At 53.6% G+C, this 13,848-nt stretch carries 20 protein-coding genes, 2 tRNA genes and 1 pseudogene; 6 read left to right on the forward strand and 17 right to left on the reverse strand.

All coding sequences use genetic code 11. From position 1 onward, the window contains the following. Nucleotides 1-8 precede the first annotated feature (8 nt). The gene (locus RCI_RS03140; protein WP_012034936.1) at nucleotides 9-887 is read left to right on the forward strand and encodes a tetratricopeptide repeat protein; all 879 of its coding nucleotides are present in this window, start codon (nucleotides 9-11) and stop codon (nucleotides 885-887) included. A 15-nt stretch (nucleotides 888-902) separates the two neighbouring features. Here RCI_RS03140 and RCI_RS03145 read toward each other — a convergent pair whose 3' ends face one another. The 5 genes from RCI_RS03145 to RCI_RS16890 form a co-directional block, all read right to left on the reverse strand. Further along, nucleotides 903-1,190: a hypothetical protein gene (locus tag RCI_RS03145; protein WP_048197944.1), complete on the reverse strand. Its 288-nt coding sequence runs from the start codon at nucleotides 1,188-1,190 to the stop codon at nucleotides 903-905. A gap of 364 nt (nucleotides 1,191-1,554) precedes the next feature. Further along, nucleotides 1,555-2,001: a hypothetical protein gene (locus RCI_RS03150; protein WP_048197946.1), complete on the reverse strand. Its 447-nt coding sequence runs from the start codon at nucleotides 1,999-2,001 to the stop codon at nucleotides 1,555-1,557. Between the two features lie 191 nt (nucleotides 2,002-2,192). Continuing rightward, entirely contained in the window at nucleotides 2,193-2,567 is a 375-nt protein-coding gene (locus tag RCI_RS03155) for a carboxymuconolactone decarboxylase family protein (RefSeq protein ID WP_012034939.1), read from the reverse strand. Between the two features lie 156 nt (nucleotides 2,568-2,723). Beyond that, nucleotides 2,724-3,389: a hypothetical protein gene (locus RCI_RS03160; protein ID WP_048197947.1), complete on the reverse strand. Its 666-nt coding sequence runs from the start codon at nucleotides 3,387-3,389 to the stop codon at nucleotides 2,724-2,726. 23 nt (nucleotides 3,390-3,412) lie between these two features. Continuing rightward, the gene (locus RCI_RS16890) at nucleotides 3,413-3,556 is read right to left on the reverse strand and encodes a hypothetical protein (RefSeq protein ID WP_158308858.1); all 144 of its coding nucleotides are present in this window, start codon (nucleotides 3,554-3,556) and stop codon (nucleotides 3,413-3,415) included. Between the two features lie 192 nt (nucleotides 3,557-3,748). On the opposite strand from RCI_RS16890, the gene RCI_RS03165 reads away from it, so the two are divergent. Both RCI_RS03165 and RCI_RS16895 read left to right on the forward strand, forming a co-directional pair. Continuing rightward, a complete protein-coding gene (locus RCI_RS03165; protein ID WP_012034941.1) occupies nucleotides 3,749-4,588 on the forward strand; it encodes a hypothetical protein in 840 nt (279 codons plus the stop codon). 16 nt (nucleotides 4,589-4,604) lie between these two features. Then, nucleotides 4,605-4,748 (forward strand): hypothetical protein, encoded by a 144-nt coding sequence (locus RCI_RS16895; RefSeq protein ID WP_158308859.1) that lies wholly within the window; start codon nucleotides 4,605-4,607, stop codon nucleotides 4,746-4,748. A gap of 394 nt (nucleotides 4,749-5,142) precedes the next feature. Here the strand turns inward: RCI_RS16895 and RCI_RS03170 are convergent, their stop codons facing one another. Further along, nucleotides 5,143-5,421, reverse strand: a complete 279-nt coding sequence (locus RCI_RS03170) for a hypothetical protein (protein ID WP_048197949.1) — start codon at nucleotides 5,419-5,421, stop codon at nucleotides 5,143-5,145. A 181-nt stretch (nucleotides 5,422-5,602) separates the two neighbouring features. Between RCI_RS03170 and RCI_RS03175 the strand changes: the two genes are divergently transcribed. Both RCI_RS03175 and RCI_RS03180 read left to right on the forward strand, forming a co-directional pair. Beyond that, nucleotides 5,603-6,070, forward strand: a complete 468-nt coding sequence (locus RCI_RS03175; RefSeq protein ID WP_148266506.1) for a hypothetical protein — start codon at nucleotides 5,603-5,605, stop codon at nucleotides 6,068-6,070. Nucleotides 6,071-6,226: 156 nt separating this feature from the next. Next, on the forward strand, nucleotides 6,227-6,559 hold the full coding sequence (locus RCI_RS03180) for a hypothetical protein (RefSeq protein WP_012034944.1): 333 nt from the start codon (nucleotides 6,227-6,229) through the stop codon (nucleotides 6,557-6,559). A 14-nt stretch (nucleotides 6,560-6,573) separates the two neighbouring features. Here RCI_RS03180 and RCI_RS03185 read toward each other — a convergent pair. From RCI_RS03185 to RCI_RS03205, 5 genes and pseudogenes are all read right to left on the reverse strand, one after another. Next, nucleotides 6,574-6,658 (reverse strand) — tRNA-Leu (locus RCI_RS03185). Between the two features lie 227 nt (nucleotides 6,659-6,885). Next, on the reverse strand, nucleotides 6,886-7,674 hold the full coding sequence (locus RCI_RS03190) for a DNA-directed RNA polymerase subunit D (RefSeq protein WP_012034945.1): 789 nt from the start codon (nucleotides 7,672-7,674) through the stop codon (nucleotides 6,886-6,888). Between the two features lies 1 nt (nucleotide 7,675). Next, nucleotides 7,676-8,074, reverse strand: coding sequence for a 30S ribosomal protein S11 (locus RCI_RS03195; RefSeq protein WP_012034946.1), 399 nt, complete (start codon nucleotides 8,072-8,074; stop codon nucleotides 7,676-7,678). Nucleotides 8,075-8,077: 3 nt separating this feature from the next. Continuing rightward, the gene (locus RCI_RS03200) at nucleotides 8,078-8,695 is read right to left on the reverse strand and encodes a 30S ribosomal protein S4 (RefSeq protein WP_012034947.1); all 618 of its coding nucleotides are present in this window, start codon (nucleotides 8,693-8,695) and stop codon (nucleotides 8,078-8,080) included. Nucleotides 8,696-8,708: 13 nt separating this feature from the next. Continuing rightward, a pseudogene (locus tag RCI_RS03205) lies at nucleotides 8,709-9,188 on the reverse strand (30S ribosomal protein S13); the annotation flags it as partial. A gap of 545 nt (nucleotides 9,189-9,733) precedes the next feature. On the opposite strand from RCI_RS03205, the gene RCI_RS03210 reads away from it, so the two are divergent. Continuing rightward, nucleotides 9,734-10,306, forward strand: coding sequence for a hypothetical protein (locus RCI_RS03210; RefSeq protein ID WP_012034949.1), 573 nt, complete (start codon nucleotides 9,734-9,736; stop codon nucleotides 10,304-10,306). A gap of 15 nt (nucleotides 10,307-10,321) precedes the next feature. Here RCI_RS03210 and RCI_RS03215 read toward each other — a convergent pair whose 3' ends face one another. The 6 genes from RCI_RS03215 to RCI_RS03240 form a co-directional block, all read right to left on the reverse strand. Then, complete coding sequence (locus tag RCI_RS03215) at nucleotides 10,322-10,750, reverse strand: hypothetical protein (RefSeq protein ID WP_012034950.1); 429 nt, start codon at nucleotides 10,748-10,750, stop codon at nucleotides 10,322-10,324. 57 nt (nucleotides 10,751-10,807) lie between these two features. Further along, nucleotides 10,808-11,362: a sugar O-acetyltransferase gene (locus tag RCI_RS03220; protein WP_012034951.1), complete on the reverse strand. Its 555-nt coding sequence runs from the start codon at nucleotides 11,360-11,362 to the stop codon at nucleotides 10,808-10,810. A 64-nt stretch (nucleotides 11,363-11,426) separates the two neighbouring features. Beyond that, a tRNA-Ser gene (locus RCI_RS03225) sits at nucleotides 11,427-11,510 on the reverse strand. Nucleotides 11,511-11,635: 125 nt separating this feature from the next. Next, nucleotides 11,636-12,622, reverse strand: a complete 987-nt coding sequence (locus RCI_RS03230) for an RNA-guided pseudouridylation complex pseudouridine synthase subunit Cbf5 (protein WP_012034952.1) — start codon at nucleotides 12,620-12,622, stop codon at nucleotides 11,636-11,638. Beyond that, nucleotides 12,619-13,146: a (d)CMP kinase gene (gene cmk, locus RCI_RS03235; protein ID WP_012034953.1), complete on the reverse strand. Its 528-nt coding sequence runs from the start codon at nucleotides 13,144-13,146 to the stop codon at nucleotides 12,619-12,621. Before cmk ends, RCI_RS03230 begins: the two co-directional genes overlap by 4 nt. Continuing rightward, on the reverse strand, nucleotides 13,143-13,796 hold the full coding sequence (locus RCI_RS03240) for a DUF106 domain-containing protein (RefSeq protein ID WP_012034954.1): 654 nt from the start codon (nucleotides 13,794-13,796) through the stop codon (nucleotides 13,143-13,145). The genes cmk and RCI_RS03240 overlap by 4 nt, the downstream gene beginning before the upstream one ends. Between the last annotated feature and the right edge of the window lie 52 nt (nucleotides 13,797-13,848).

Raw genomic sequence — 13,848 nt, forward strand, 5'->3', positions numbered from 1 at the left:
TTCCAAACATGAGCCGGCTACACGAGATGATGGACGAGATCGAGCGCCAGCGCCGCAGGGGCAACTTTAAAGGTGCGGAGAACCTGGCGAAGCTCGAGATGAAGGAGTACGAGCTGCAGGGCAACACGCCGTACTATAATTTTTACAGAGGCTTCTTATGGTACCTGTACGACTTCCCGTTCGATGCCATGGTACACTTCAACAACTCACTGCTGACCGAAGACAGGGACATGTTTTACGTCCATAAGTTCAAGGGCGTCGTCAACCTGGAGAACGGCAAGTACGATGAGGCCATAGAAGCTTTTGAGGATGCCATGAAGCTGGTTTCCACAGAGGCGGATACCATTTCCATCCTCAACTCCCTGGGCAACGCGTACCTGAGGGCGGGGAATACTCAACGGGCACTGGAACTTTACAGCGAAGCCTTACAGCTATCGTATGACCACGACCTCGACGAGTGGACGCAAATCACCCTGTCCAACATAGGCGTAGCTCACGTCAATATGGGAGACTACAAAGGGTCTCTAAAATTCTTCGAAGATGCGCTGGATCTGGCCAGAGCGCTGGATGATGCCCGGGGCGAGAGAATTTGCCTAAATAACCTGGCAGGCGTCCTCAATAACATGGGCCAGCGAGAAGATGCGCTGGAACTATTCATGGAAGCCCTGAAGAAAGCATCGCAGATTGGCGATAAGTATGGAATGCGCGTCGCATATACCAATTTAGGGTACACCTACAGGCTCTTAGACGATCTCGACAAGGCTATGGAGTACTACAAAAAAGCCCTGGATCAGGCCAGAGAGATAGGCGATCGCCCGGGGGAAGCCATGGCCCAGTACTGGATCAACTCGCTGCGGGAAGGCCAGAAAAGATTCGTGGCGCCCTGATATAAGGCCACAACCTTAAGCCACGCCAGCGTCAGCGTTCAGCCGGGTGTCCAGTGCGCGCATCAGTTCCCGGTATTCCCGGTTAGAAAAGTCCATCCACTCGTTGACTGCAAGCAGATATATGGCAGTCCTGGCCCCCTTCTTGGTCAGCCGGTAGCTCTTGCGCTGGTAGTCTACCAGGCCGGCATAGACGGTGGCGGCCATAACGGATCTCAGGTGCTCGTCGCTCATGCTGCATTCGTTCGAAAGCTCATCAAAATTCTGCGGGCCTCTGCATAGCGTGGCCAGAACCTCAAGAATCATCGAACATGATAAGGACCTGCCTGTATCCATAGTCGTCACCAGCACATAGATAGGATGATAATTGGCAGCGTGAACTTAGGGTGCAAAATTTGGTGTGGGGGGTATATAGATTTACTATGATGCACCCTAAGTGTCACAGCTCTATACCCTACTACTCGTAGCGGCTATATAAACCAATACAACACGACTGTATGTACAGTTATTACAAAAATTAGAATAAACAGGAAACAATAAGCATACTACCAGATTAATTAGAATATAAGGGAATCCCGCACCATGGCCGGGCACGGGATTGCCCGTCACACAACCGTATGCAGCGTATTCGCCTGCATGCGGTCACGTGCGCCGCGTACGCCGCTTACGCTTAGAACAGGTTCAGGGCGAATTCAGGAAATGCCCCGGCGAAGTGCACCCCGCCAAGCCCGGGGACTCCGGCTATTCCGCCTGCAGTGCTGAAGCTCGTCGCGAACGTGTGATCCTCGGCAGCGTTAGCCCCCACCATGGTGTTTGCCACGTTAGCCACCCCTGAAGGGCCGAGCCCGAATCCCCAGCCGAAGGGTATGCCCGGCAGCACGCCTGGCAACGGGCTGAAAGCGTTCACGGCCGCATCAGCCGCAGCCTGTGAATTAACCATAGTGGCATCGTGGCTAAATGTGTTGAACGTTGTCGGGCCTGCGGTCGCAAGGCCCGGACCCGCCACGATCGTCCCCATAGGGAAGCTAAAACCAAACGCGGCGCCTGCTGCAGTTGTCGTCAGCGCGATGAGCAGCCCTACCGCTACTAAAATGTATGCCTTCCTCACCTCAATCATTCTAAACCCCCACAATAACATGAGTATCTAAAACAGGTAATAATAAATATATTAGTATAGATTCTGGCGAAAAGTCCGCGTTATCAAGGAGCATAACGCATCGTAACCGCATTAAAATGACTGGCAGGCCAGATTATCGTGAAAAGGGCGATTGCAGGCTAAAAAAAGGGCCTGGCCGGAAGCCAGGGATCTTATTCACCGGCGAAGTCCAGAGGGTCCATCTCGCCCTTCAAAAACCGGATTGTGTTCCGCGATGCTGCAACGCTTGGCGCGCCACCCACCAGCATGGCCACGAAGATGGCTTCCATGATCTCCTCTTTCTTCGCGCCGAGGTAGAGCGCTGCCCGTGCGTGAGTGTCCACACAGTCAGAGCACTGCTGAGTGGCCGTGATAGCCATGGCGATGAGCCGCTTGTTCTTGGCAGAGATGGCGCCGTCCTTCAGGATGACCTCATCCAGCCCGTTGATCGTCTCGAACATCTCAGGATTGGTATCCTTGATCAGTTCCAGAAGCTGGGGCATGTAGCCCATCCGCTTTTCAAACTTTTCAAACTCCTTGTAAGGCATAATAGTCGTTCTCCGGGCAATAGCAATCTATTGCAACTTAATAATCTGGATAGGTACGTTCAAATATTTGCTGGTATATGCAAAATAAAACGTAAGAGTGAGTGAATGAGGGAGGAAAACACAACGTATGTGGGTCGATCGCACCGAAAATAAGCCCTAACTATGATCGATGCTGCCACTGCGGATCTTCAGGACATCAGCGACGACTCCGGGGATATCCCGAAGGCCGAAAGACTCTTTCTCCCCTACCGCCAGGACATAGTCGCCCGAGGCGTGGCTGCGATCGTAAACCACGACATAGTACCGGCCGGGTTCGCTTAACAACGTATGCTTCCGGAAGCCCCGGTAATAGTTTATCCCGGTGAACGGCTCGTAGAAAGTCTCCCGATCCCCCGGCGGAGAATCCACGACTACTGCACCGCAACTGCCGGGGACCTCGAACGGCAATCCGGGGCTGTCAGGCAGTTTCGGCCCCACGATAGCGTAAGACGGGTAAAAGTCATCGTACACACTTTTCTTCGGCACCAGCAGTTCAGTATATACGTCCACAGGAGCGTCTATGTCGAAATAGTAGTAGTCCGCATCTCCGGTAGAGTCTATGTAACCATATATCGCCCACGAAACTTCAGGGTCAGGTATCTGCACCGCATCACTATATCCAGAAGTATCCACCCCTTCGAAAACTGGCTTATGAGCGGACACCAGCACCGTGGCCAGCATAGTAAGCGTGGACAGCAGTAGAATCAATGCTACCACAAACAGGGCTGCAGCCACAACTACACGATATGCGCTGAAACAGGTAATCCCGCCCCATAACACCATACTACAATCCTGAGATCTCACACTTAATCAAATTTGCTGAGGCGCTGCAATTCCTTAGACTCCTCAACCTGAAGCCTCTCATGATCTTCGATTTCAAAAACCTCTTCAACCTCCCCATCCGGAGACTTCACGATATAACGGCCTTTTTTTCTCGAAGGAACCATCATGTACTACACGTTTCCACGCACGTGTAAATCGGTTTGCGATAACTTTAACGGAATACTGAAAGGGGCTAAAGCAATAAGCAGAGCTGTCGGGATATTGCCGGAGGAGAGTAAATAGTTATATTAAAACGCCAGACGTATCAATTGCCCGGGAGCTTACCGGCCCGGTAACCTGCCGGCAGGTGAGGCGATGTTATGACAGACAGAAGTGGTAGTAACAACAGAGGAATTCGGAAACTGGCGGCCTATGCCTGGCTGGCATTCCTGTTCCTGGCAGTATTCGGCACGCTTGTCGCAGTTTCAGAGCTGGCTCCGGGCAGTACCCTGAAAGCAAACCCCGGCACCGGCCTGCCGGGAGCGGTTTACGAAGGCACGATCACAGCTATCCCCGTAGTCCCGGACGAACTGGAAAGTGCCACGCTACAGCTTACCAGGCCCGGCAGCAGCAGCCTCATCCCGTACACCGAACGCGGGTTCGACAGAGCTACCGTCGCATCGATAGCCTGGTGGAAAGAGCCCGGCTTCTACGACAATACCACCGAGTACCGGAACTACCTGAGAACGACGCCCGAACATAGGGCGAACTACACGGAAGCCAGAAAGATCTATTTCGACTTCACCACAGCTAACCTGGACCCGGCAATAGCGGCCTCGCCCCAGAAGGAAGACCTGATCCTGTTCAGAGGCATCAGCCCCACAATGGCCCGGACCGTGCTGACCAGCGGAACGTACATCGAGCTGGCCTATCCGTCCACCACTTACGACGTGACGATCAGCCTCATCCTGTTCGGGGCCAGAGGCGACGACGGGTACAAGAACGTGCTGGTAATGCAGCGGGAGAAAGGCGAGAAATCGCTGTACATAGACGAAGAAGAGCGAGAGTACCTGCTCCCCCGGGACACGCAGTGGAACGTCATCAAGGCCGTCAACGTAGAAAACCTGAATATTGAAGCTGACTTCCCGCTGATGAGCAACGACCAGACCACGGACAGCGTCACCAAAGTCCGGCTAATATACATAACAGAGGCAGCCTGATCTCAGAGGGATGTGCATGGAAGAGAAAAAGAAGAGCCGCTTCATCATAGAGGAAGGCGACGTCAAAATCGCCGGCAAACACCAGCCCACTGAAGAGGAAAAGAAAGAGGCTGTGGAAGTCTTCGGCAAAATACTGAAGAATAGAAAGCCCAAAAAATGATTCGGACACAAACCATAAAGGATCGACAGAACTATTGACAACCCGAAGTTATAGAGAGAATTTACCACGGCGGCACGGTTCCTTATCCTGACAACTGGAGAGCAGATGTTCTAACCACGGCGGCACGGCGGCACGGCGGCACGGAGAAACCCGTACCCGTATAGCAAGGCTCCTTTTTTATTGATTCACGGCGGCACGGCGGGCTGACGGTATGGAGACGACTATATTTTCCTTCCTTCAAGTTATAGATCGAAAGTCAGACTGAAACGATTGAGTAGTAAGAATAAGGTTAATAATCTGTCTTGGTGTCGCCGTGCCGCCGTGGTTCAAATATTTGATCTACTGTTGTCAGGATAAAGAGCCATGCCGCCGTAGTTTACTTTAGCCAAGACAGTCATTCACCGAGTCCCAGCCAGTAGCAGATCTCCTTTTTCTCCAGCCGGCTGACTTCGAAGTTCGCCTCGAGCTGCCTGAAGAGCAGCCTGCACTCCTGAGGCTCGCCGATCTCGATGTAGTGGGCGACTTCGGCAGGGTCGAACTTGAACCCGAGGGTCCTCATGGGCTGCAGGAACCTCTCGTGAAACTCCCGGTTCTCCATGCGGCCGCCTGATGCCAACCGTACATATAGCCGGGATGAATCCCGGTCCATCCAGATTTTCACGCCTGTGCTCATGGTCGATAATCAGCAGCGGAGAATATATGGATGAGGATTAACCGCCCTGAAAGTAAAACTAACCTGTTGGAAATATACCATATAAATTCTAAATACAGGTAAATCAGCGATAAATTATATGTAGGCCGTCAGGCGTAGTAGGATTAGCCGGGAAGAGTGAGCGCTGATGTGGAAACGAGGCATGAGTATTGTAGTATTGATGGCTATGATCGTCTCCATCTCGGCCATCTCAGGCTGTTTCGGCGGAGCCCCGCCGGACTTCAGGAATGAGACTGAAAAATACGACCTGGCCGTACAGCAGTACAACAATGCTAAAACGCTCTACCACCAGGGCAACTATCCGGTCGCGAAAGCCGAGTTCAGCGCAGTAATCAGGCACTTCCAGGACAACAAGTCTGTTTTTGAGACGATCTCGAAGGGCAACTACACCAGCAAAGAGATATACCTCTCCAAAAAGCTGGTGAACAACGCCGATCAGTACTCGTATGCAGCGGCGTTCTACCGCGACGCTGCAGATGCTGCAGCCAGAGGAGACAAGGATTACGCCTACGCCATCGAGCTAAACGCAGAAGAGTTCGACCAGGCGGCGAGGCTGACTTATGAAGACATCCGGGAAGAACTTCTGCCATACCTGCACAACTGGAAATAGCCAGAGTTAACGCACAGCCCTGGCCATCAGCCTGAGAGGGCAATCACCACTCATCCCGAAAGAGGACCGCTTATCACGCAGGGCAGACGACGAATAATAGGCGCTATTTTAAGACAATGCCAGTATAGTGATAATTTAATAATATGGAGGAGAGTTATGGCGGAGCTAATTACCACAGTAATAATGTTTATTATCGCGCTGGTCATTTCAGCGGTAATAATTTACGTCGTCACCAGGGTGATGGGTGAAACGGAAGACATAAAAACAGCGTTGATCGCAGCCCTGGCTGGTACGATCATATACGCTGTTGTGTACTTCTTGATAGGGCAGGGCCTGATCGCCGCGATCATCGGAGGCATAGTCTGGCTGATTGCACTGCGATACCTGTATAAGATAGGCTGGATCAAATCGCTTATAATCGCAATCATCATCTGGATCCTGTCTGCAATCGTCGGATGGTTCCTGCCGACGCTGATGGGTCCGGTATAAATTATTAGGGTAAGTGCGGGGGAAGGGATTCGAACCCCTGAACGCCTTCGCGACAGGATCTTAAGTCCTGCACCTTTGGCCTGACTTGGTTACCCCCGCCTGCTGATAAAATAATTTACCATATAATCGAGGTAAGCGGACTAGTAATGACATTCAAGGTTAATAAAGTTAATTGTCATGGTGAACTGGCGATCGTTAATAGTTTCTTATATCAGCGAGCGTATTCTCTGGAAAAATAGCTTAGTCTTAGCGTCGGTGCCAGTACAGGCTTTCAGCCTGGAACTACGTAAAAAGAAACTCTGCGTGGCCGCCAACGGCGGACACGCTCAGAATGCCTCTAAGATCTCGCCGAGCTTTGCTGCGCGGTCCTTCATGGACTTTGCGGCACGGGTGATGATCTCCTGTGCGGAGTATGACCCGTCGGTCTCTACAGTAAAGATGAAAGCCTTCTTGTCTGCAGAGACATCTATGGCGCCTGCGTCGCAGACGTCGACACACAGCTTGCACATCGAGCACTTGTACTGGTCGGTGACCACGAGCTTGTTCTTCTCGATCTTGAAAACGCCCCTCGGGCATTCGTCGATACATGCCTTGCACTGGTCGCACTTGTCAGATACCGTCACGATTGGCACGTTCTTGTAGCCAGCCGCACATACCGGCTGGTACTTGGCGTGCTCTTTAGTGAAGCCAAGCCTTGCGGTGCCGCTTGCGACGACCTTCTGGCCCTGCTTGAGCTCGATGATGGGTATGTTGTTGTCTACGGGCACGGTCTCCGGGTCCGACGACTTCATGTCGCTGGAGTGGACGACGCATGGCCCTTCGGCAGACACCGACAGGGTGACCTGGCAGAGGGAGCAGCCTGCTCCCTTGCACTCGCACTCCGACTGGAGCTGGTACATGTCGAGGTTCGTCTTCAGGGGTATGAGACCGAGCCGCAGTGCCAGCATCTCGTCGAAGAGCACCGACGTGTTGTCATAGATGTCGACGTAGTCGATCGCCATCTTGGGCACGTCTGCGATCATGGCCCTGCGGAGGCCGTTCGCGAACGCCGGGGTGACATCGGTAAGGACGAACTTCGCCTTCCGATCCTTCAGCTCAATGATCTCCAACTTCATATTATACGCGCCTGCCACGCTTGCCGCCCGGGGCTCTGGTGCCGTCGTGCGGTATGGGGGTAACGTCCTCGATCCTGCCGATGCGGAGGCCTGCACGGGCGAGCGACCTGATGGCTGCCTGAGCACCCGGGCCGGGGCTCCTCTGGTGGTTGCCGCCGGGGGCGCGCACGCGGATGTGTACGCCCTGGATGCCCTTTGCCTTGATCTGCTCTGCCACGTTCATCGCCATCTGCATGGCTGCATAGGGCGAGCTCTCATTGCGGTCCTGCTTGACCACCATGCCGCCCGAGGTCTTGGCCAGCGTCTCTGCGCCGGTCAGGTCGGTGACGGTGATGATGGTGTTGTTGAACGATGAGAAGATGTGTGCAATTGCCCACTTAAACTGAGGCTGGTCTGCCATTGCTTATTCCTCCTTCTTTGGGGCCGCTGCTGCTTCCGCCGGGGCTGCTGCTGCCTTCGGGGCTGCTGCCGCCTTCGGCGCAGACGCCGGCTGCGGCTTCGCCATCAGCTTTTCCTTGGTGATCGGAGAGCCGACGTAGTAGCTGAGCATGTCTTCCTCACTCTTGAGAACGAGGTAGCCCGGGACGGTGATCTTCCGGCCGTTGAGCGAAATGTGCCCGTGGACGATGAACTGGCGCGCCTGCTTGATGGAGTTGGCGAAGCCTTTCCTGTAGATGATAGTCTGCAGCCTGCGCTCCATGATGTCGTCGACCTTCAGCGCAAGAACGTCTTCGAGCTTGGCGTCCTCCTTGAGAATGCCGAGGGTCTGGAGCTTCTTCACGATGTTCTGGGCGTCCCTGATATAGTGGGAGTCTTCCGGCAGGTTGCCGGCGCTCATTACACCGAGGAGTGCTCTGGCGTTGCTACGGTACTTCCTGAGATCGGATGCGTGCTTCCATACGCTCTTCTTGTTCCTGAGGCCATACTTCTTGACAAGGCTGGTCTCTTCATCGATCCTCGCTTTCTGCCACGGGTGGTTAGGCGTATCGTAGAGCTTCTTTGCTTGACCTGGGTATCCCATTTAGCTCACCTACCTATTTCTTATCCTCTTTCTTTGCGGCTCCGCCCTGTTCGCCCTTCTTACGGACGACACCTACGGTTGCTCCGGTCCTGCCTGTGGACTTGGTCCTCTGGCCTCTGACCTTCTGGCCGCGTTCGTGCCTGATCCCCTTGTAGCTGCGGATCTTCTTCATTATGTTGATGTCTTCCTTGACGGCCATCGTGAGGTCTACGCCGTACAGGTGCTTGTCTTCGCCGGTGTAGATGTCCCTGCGCCTGTTAAGCATCCATACGGGAACGTTAGCCTCGAGGTTGTCAATTACAGCCCTGAGCTTGTCGACCTGCTCTGGCGGGAGGTAACCCATCGTTGCGTGGGGGTCGACCTGAGCCTGGCGGGCGATAATCTTAGAAATGCGGTTGCCGATGCCCTTGATGCCGGTCAGCGCAAACTCTACGGTCTGGGTACCGTCAAGGTCGGTGTTAGCGATACGGACGATGTACTTAATCTCGTCTTTCGGCTTCTCTTCGGCGGCCGGCTTCTTGCCCTTGCCGCCCTTCCTGGCTGCCTCGTCTGCAGGTGCGCCCTCTGCGGGCTTTGCGGCCTGCTTCTTACCGCCCTTCTTGGCGGGTGCAGCCTCGGCAGATGCCGTTTCGACGGTCTCCTCTGCCTTCTTCTGCTTCTTTTCAGTCTTATCGGTCTTTTCGCTCATTAAATCAGCTCCATTGTTCTCTCTATTCGTAGTGCGTCTTTTAGATACCAGGTTATGGTAGTGCCGATCGAATGCCGGCACGGCACAGACTGTTCTATCTAAAACACCGATAGAATGAACAAATGACAACTATCCTAATGCATTTTATTATATAAAGTTTTGCGTGATTTGAGGCCGGCTTCACAGGCAATAAGACATGTCTATACACATGCATGAATGATGAAATAGTCTGTGGTGCCCGCCGTTCGTCTGAAATTATAGTATTGTAATTGCAATTCCGACCATAACGGTTATAGAGGGCATTAATTAATTCTATAGTATATGCCCTGATCGCTCGGGCGGGAATAGATATGCTCGGTTTATTCAGCAAAGGAAAATTTGACGGCCAGAATTCCGCCCGGCAGGAGCCGGCATCCCAGAAAAAGGCACAGCAGATCCCCCAGATCCCTGCAAAGGCTGTAACATACAGTGATACTGCCGGCTTCTACGATTTTCAGAAGCAGGTGTTCGCGGTCAAAGCCGAAGTGATCGCCGCCATAAACAATATGGACAAACAGGGAGCGATCGATAAGCTCATCTTACTCTCCAACCTGTCCGCTACTGCCATATACAATCATAACTTAAGGGAAATCGTAGTGGTTGACGAAGCGATCTCCGACATCAAGAGAACGATAGACGCAAAGCTGGCTTCGCTGAAAAGCGCAAACAGCGGCAAGATATCTCCCGAAGCGGAGTACTATACCCTGATCCGGCTGAGCATGATTCCCGTATGCTCCATGCTCAACGTCATCGACACCCACACCTCGACTGCTATCTCCCAGGCGAACGAGGAGATCGACGGGAAAATTCAGGAGCTTCAGCGCTTCCTGGTAGAATACGAAACCCAGCTCGTCAAGGGCGAGGCAAAGAAAGCTAAAAAGTAAGGCGATAAGCCCCACTTACTTGAACTCTTTTAAAGTCATCACCAGAGGCAGCCCCGCAAGAGCCAGCACCAGCACATTAACACCTGCGTTAAAGTAAGCCCCCGCGTAGGCTGACATGAAAGTGTCCACTACGAACCACAGTATTACTCCGGTGGCAATAGCATCCCTCGACCATTTCTCCCTATTACCGAACGGGCCGTTAACGATGAAGGCCAGAGTCAGGCCCCAGCCGGCCATGGTGGCTCCCAGCATGCCGTAAGCCCAGAGGGTAAACCGCTGTGTGCTCTCGTCCGGCCCGGCCCCTGGCCAGAAAGTCCCGTTGACGAGGGTGTTGAAGACGATGAACAGGGGTGACCAGCTCAGCAGAGCGATCACCAGGCCGAAGACGATGATGATGCCGCAGACGGCCAGCAGCCACTTCTGCCAGAACTCAAAGGATACCATAAGTACAATCCAGATACTGTTAGCCTCTCAGGTAATAAGCATAACTGCAGGAGTGGATCACTTCAAGGATTTTATTATCCTGCAGGGATTGCCCGCGGCAACCACGTTGTCCGGAATATTCTTTGTAACAACGCTCCCCGCCCCGATAGTCGTGTTGCTACCGATGGTGACGCCAGGCAGTATAATGACGCCGCCGCCAATCCAGACGTTATCGCCGATCGTCACGGGCGCCGCCAGCTCACGGCCCGACATTCGTAAGGCGGGGTCTGTCGGATGATAGGCAGTGTAGACCTGCACATACGGCGCCATCAGCACGTTATCGCCAATTGTGACCCGGTTACAGTCAAGAATCACACAGCCGAAGTTCACGTAGAATTTGCGGCCGGCGAAGATGTTGTAGCCGTAGTCGCAGTAAAATGGCGGCTCGATCTCATATTCAGGGCCTATGCTGCCGAAGAGGTCTTGCAGTATTTGAGAACGCTTCGCTGTGAGATCGGGCATTGTAGAGTTGTATTCGTGCAGAAGTTTGCGAGCCCGCAACCGATCGGCGACCAGATCCGGGTCAGAGGCAAGGTAGAGGTCGCCGGCGAGCATTTTCTGTTTCTCATTCATTAGAACATCTAAGGATGGCCGGCTTTATAAATGTTAGAAAGGTATTTTAGAAAATTGTTTAAAGCGCCGGGGAGGAGACTTGAACTCCTGAGAGATTTGCACCTCACAAGCTTTCCAGGCTTGCGCCTTACCACTAGACTACCCCGGCAAAAAGTTACCGTGTGCGCATGTTGCAGCCACGCCGCAAAATTGCAACACTACTACACAATTCTCACATATAACTTTTTTCTTTGGGAGGCCCTTCGGGCCTCAGAGAGTGAAGGATTATTTCCCTTATTTCTTCTTCCACGCTGACGGGTATATGCCCGGCTTCATGACCACTGCGACGGTGTCAAGAGCCTGTCCTTCTTTTGCGCTCATGAGCTCGTCTGTCGTCATCTTAGCCCTGCCGATCGAGACAACTTCGCCCATGTGGGTGAATACGGCGACCATGTCGCCCTTGTTGATGCCTGTTTCAAGCTGGCTGATGCCCTGGGCGTGGAGCGATGCGCCCCTTGCAAGGGCGTCGACTGCGCTGTCCTTGACGATGATCTTCGGCAGGTGCCGCAGCGCGTACTCCATCGGGTAGATGCACTTGCGGAGGGGCTTCTCGTCGCCAGTCTCCTTGTAGATGGTATAAGCATCCTTGAGCATGTGCAGCGTGATCAGGGAGTCGTCCTCGGCGAACGGGCCGCTCCGGGTCCTGCGCAACTCATACATGTGGGCGCCGCAGCCGATTGCCTCGCCTATATCGTGGCAGAGCTTTCTAATGTAGGTGCCGGCCTCACAGCCAACTATGAAGAGCACGTCCCGGCCGTCCTGCTCCAGGAACTCGATATAGTAGATGCTCCGCTTGCGGACCTGTCTCTTGACCGCGCTGACGAGGGGCGGGCGCTGATAAATTACGCCGACGAACTCGTCCATGACCGCCCGGAGCTTTTTCTCCGGCACGTCATCGTGGAGGCGCATGACGCAGGCATATTCCTTGCCTGATAAGAGTAAGGTCTGTACCAGCCGGGTGGCATCACCGAGCATGGTCGGGAGCACGCCGGTTACGTGAGGATCAAGAGTGCCGCTGTGGCCAGCCCGCCTGATCTCCAGGATATTCTTGACCCAGGAGACCACTTCGTGGCTGGTGGGGCCGGAGGGCTTGTCGAGGTTGATGACGCCCTGGTCCAGCAGCTCTTTGATGGTGCGGGTCTGCGGGTCCTTGCCGTAGCCCTGTGCTTTGTCTTTCGACTTGATCAGCCGTTCCCGCTTCGTCTCGCCCGGTAGCTTCATGCTTTCTTCAACTCATCTATGGCTTTGAAAATGATCGAGGACACACCTTTGGCATCCCACTTTGACGTGTCTATGACCAGATCATAGCACGATAAGTCTGTTAGATCGATATCGTAATATTTCTTATACCTGGAAAGCTCGCAGATCTCACGGGCGTGGGTCTCGTCGTATGCCCGGTGGACTGGTATGTTTTCCCGGTTGGAGATGCGCTCCGCACGGATGCGCAACGGGGTTTTAAGCCAGATACGCATGTCGGCTTCGATGGTCCTGCCGGCCAGGCGGCCTTCTACCAGCACGTTGGGAAACTGCCTGGACAGTTCCTTCTGCCTCTGGTCGATGGCCAGATCGATGGACGGATCGTTTTCTGCGAGGCGGCCGAACTCTTCGAGGGTCATGCCCCGTTCGGCTGCCAGCTTGCGAAACTGCTCGCCCGCGGAGATGACGACGAAGCCGTATTTTTCCGCAAGCTCTTTTGCCACCGAGGTCTTGCCCGATCCCGGCTGGCCGCTGAGTGTGATAATCATACCCCTACACCTACGTTAATCGCTTTTCTGATAACCTGGCTGATGGCCAGTGAACAGATGAAAGACCAGACGATCCAGTACTGGAAGACAAACCAGGCGCTGTCGAGCAGCTTCTGCTCTCCCCAGAAGGGGAAGACCATAGTCATGTCAGGGTTGTTAGTCAGGAACCAGTACATCCAGAAGAACAGCGGCACCGAGATGATCATTAAGAATCCCATCGGCTTCAGCTGCTGCTTCGAAAGCTGAGACTGGTCTTCCATCATCGAAAGCTGCTCTTCCTGCAGCTTTTTGAGCTTGTGTTTGTTACCGGACAGCTGTGCTTCCCGGTACTCCTTCTGGAAAGCCCGGCTGCGGATGGTCATCCGCTGCATGAGCTCCCAGTCTATGGTATATTTCTGGATGAAAGTGGAGATCAGAGTCACGATGGCGGCGATAGTCAGCACCACCATGTAAAAGGGCATCATACTGGCGATCGGGCCTGCGACAACATTTACCGCGCCCGCTACTACGGGCCGGAACTCGTTGGCGAAGAAGATCGAGCCCAGCATGATGGCAAAGCCGATGACCAGTAAGATTGTCTGAAGCGTATCCAGGAAACTTTTATTTTTCTTCTTGATCGTAGCGCTATCCGCTTTACTGGCTCCCTCCACGAAAATCACCTTTATATAGAGAGCAGCCTGGCCTGTGGCCTGACTGCCAATA

This window comes from Methanocella arvoryzae MRE50 (genome assembly GCF_000063445.1).
Classification (GTDB): Archaea; Halobacteriota; Methanocellia; order Methanocellales; family Methanocellaceae; genus Methanocella_A; species Methanocella_A arvoryzae.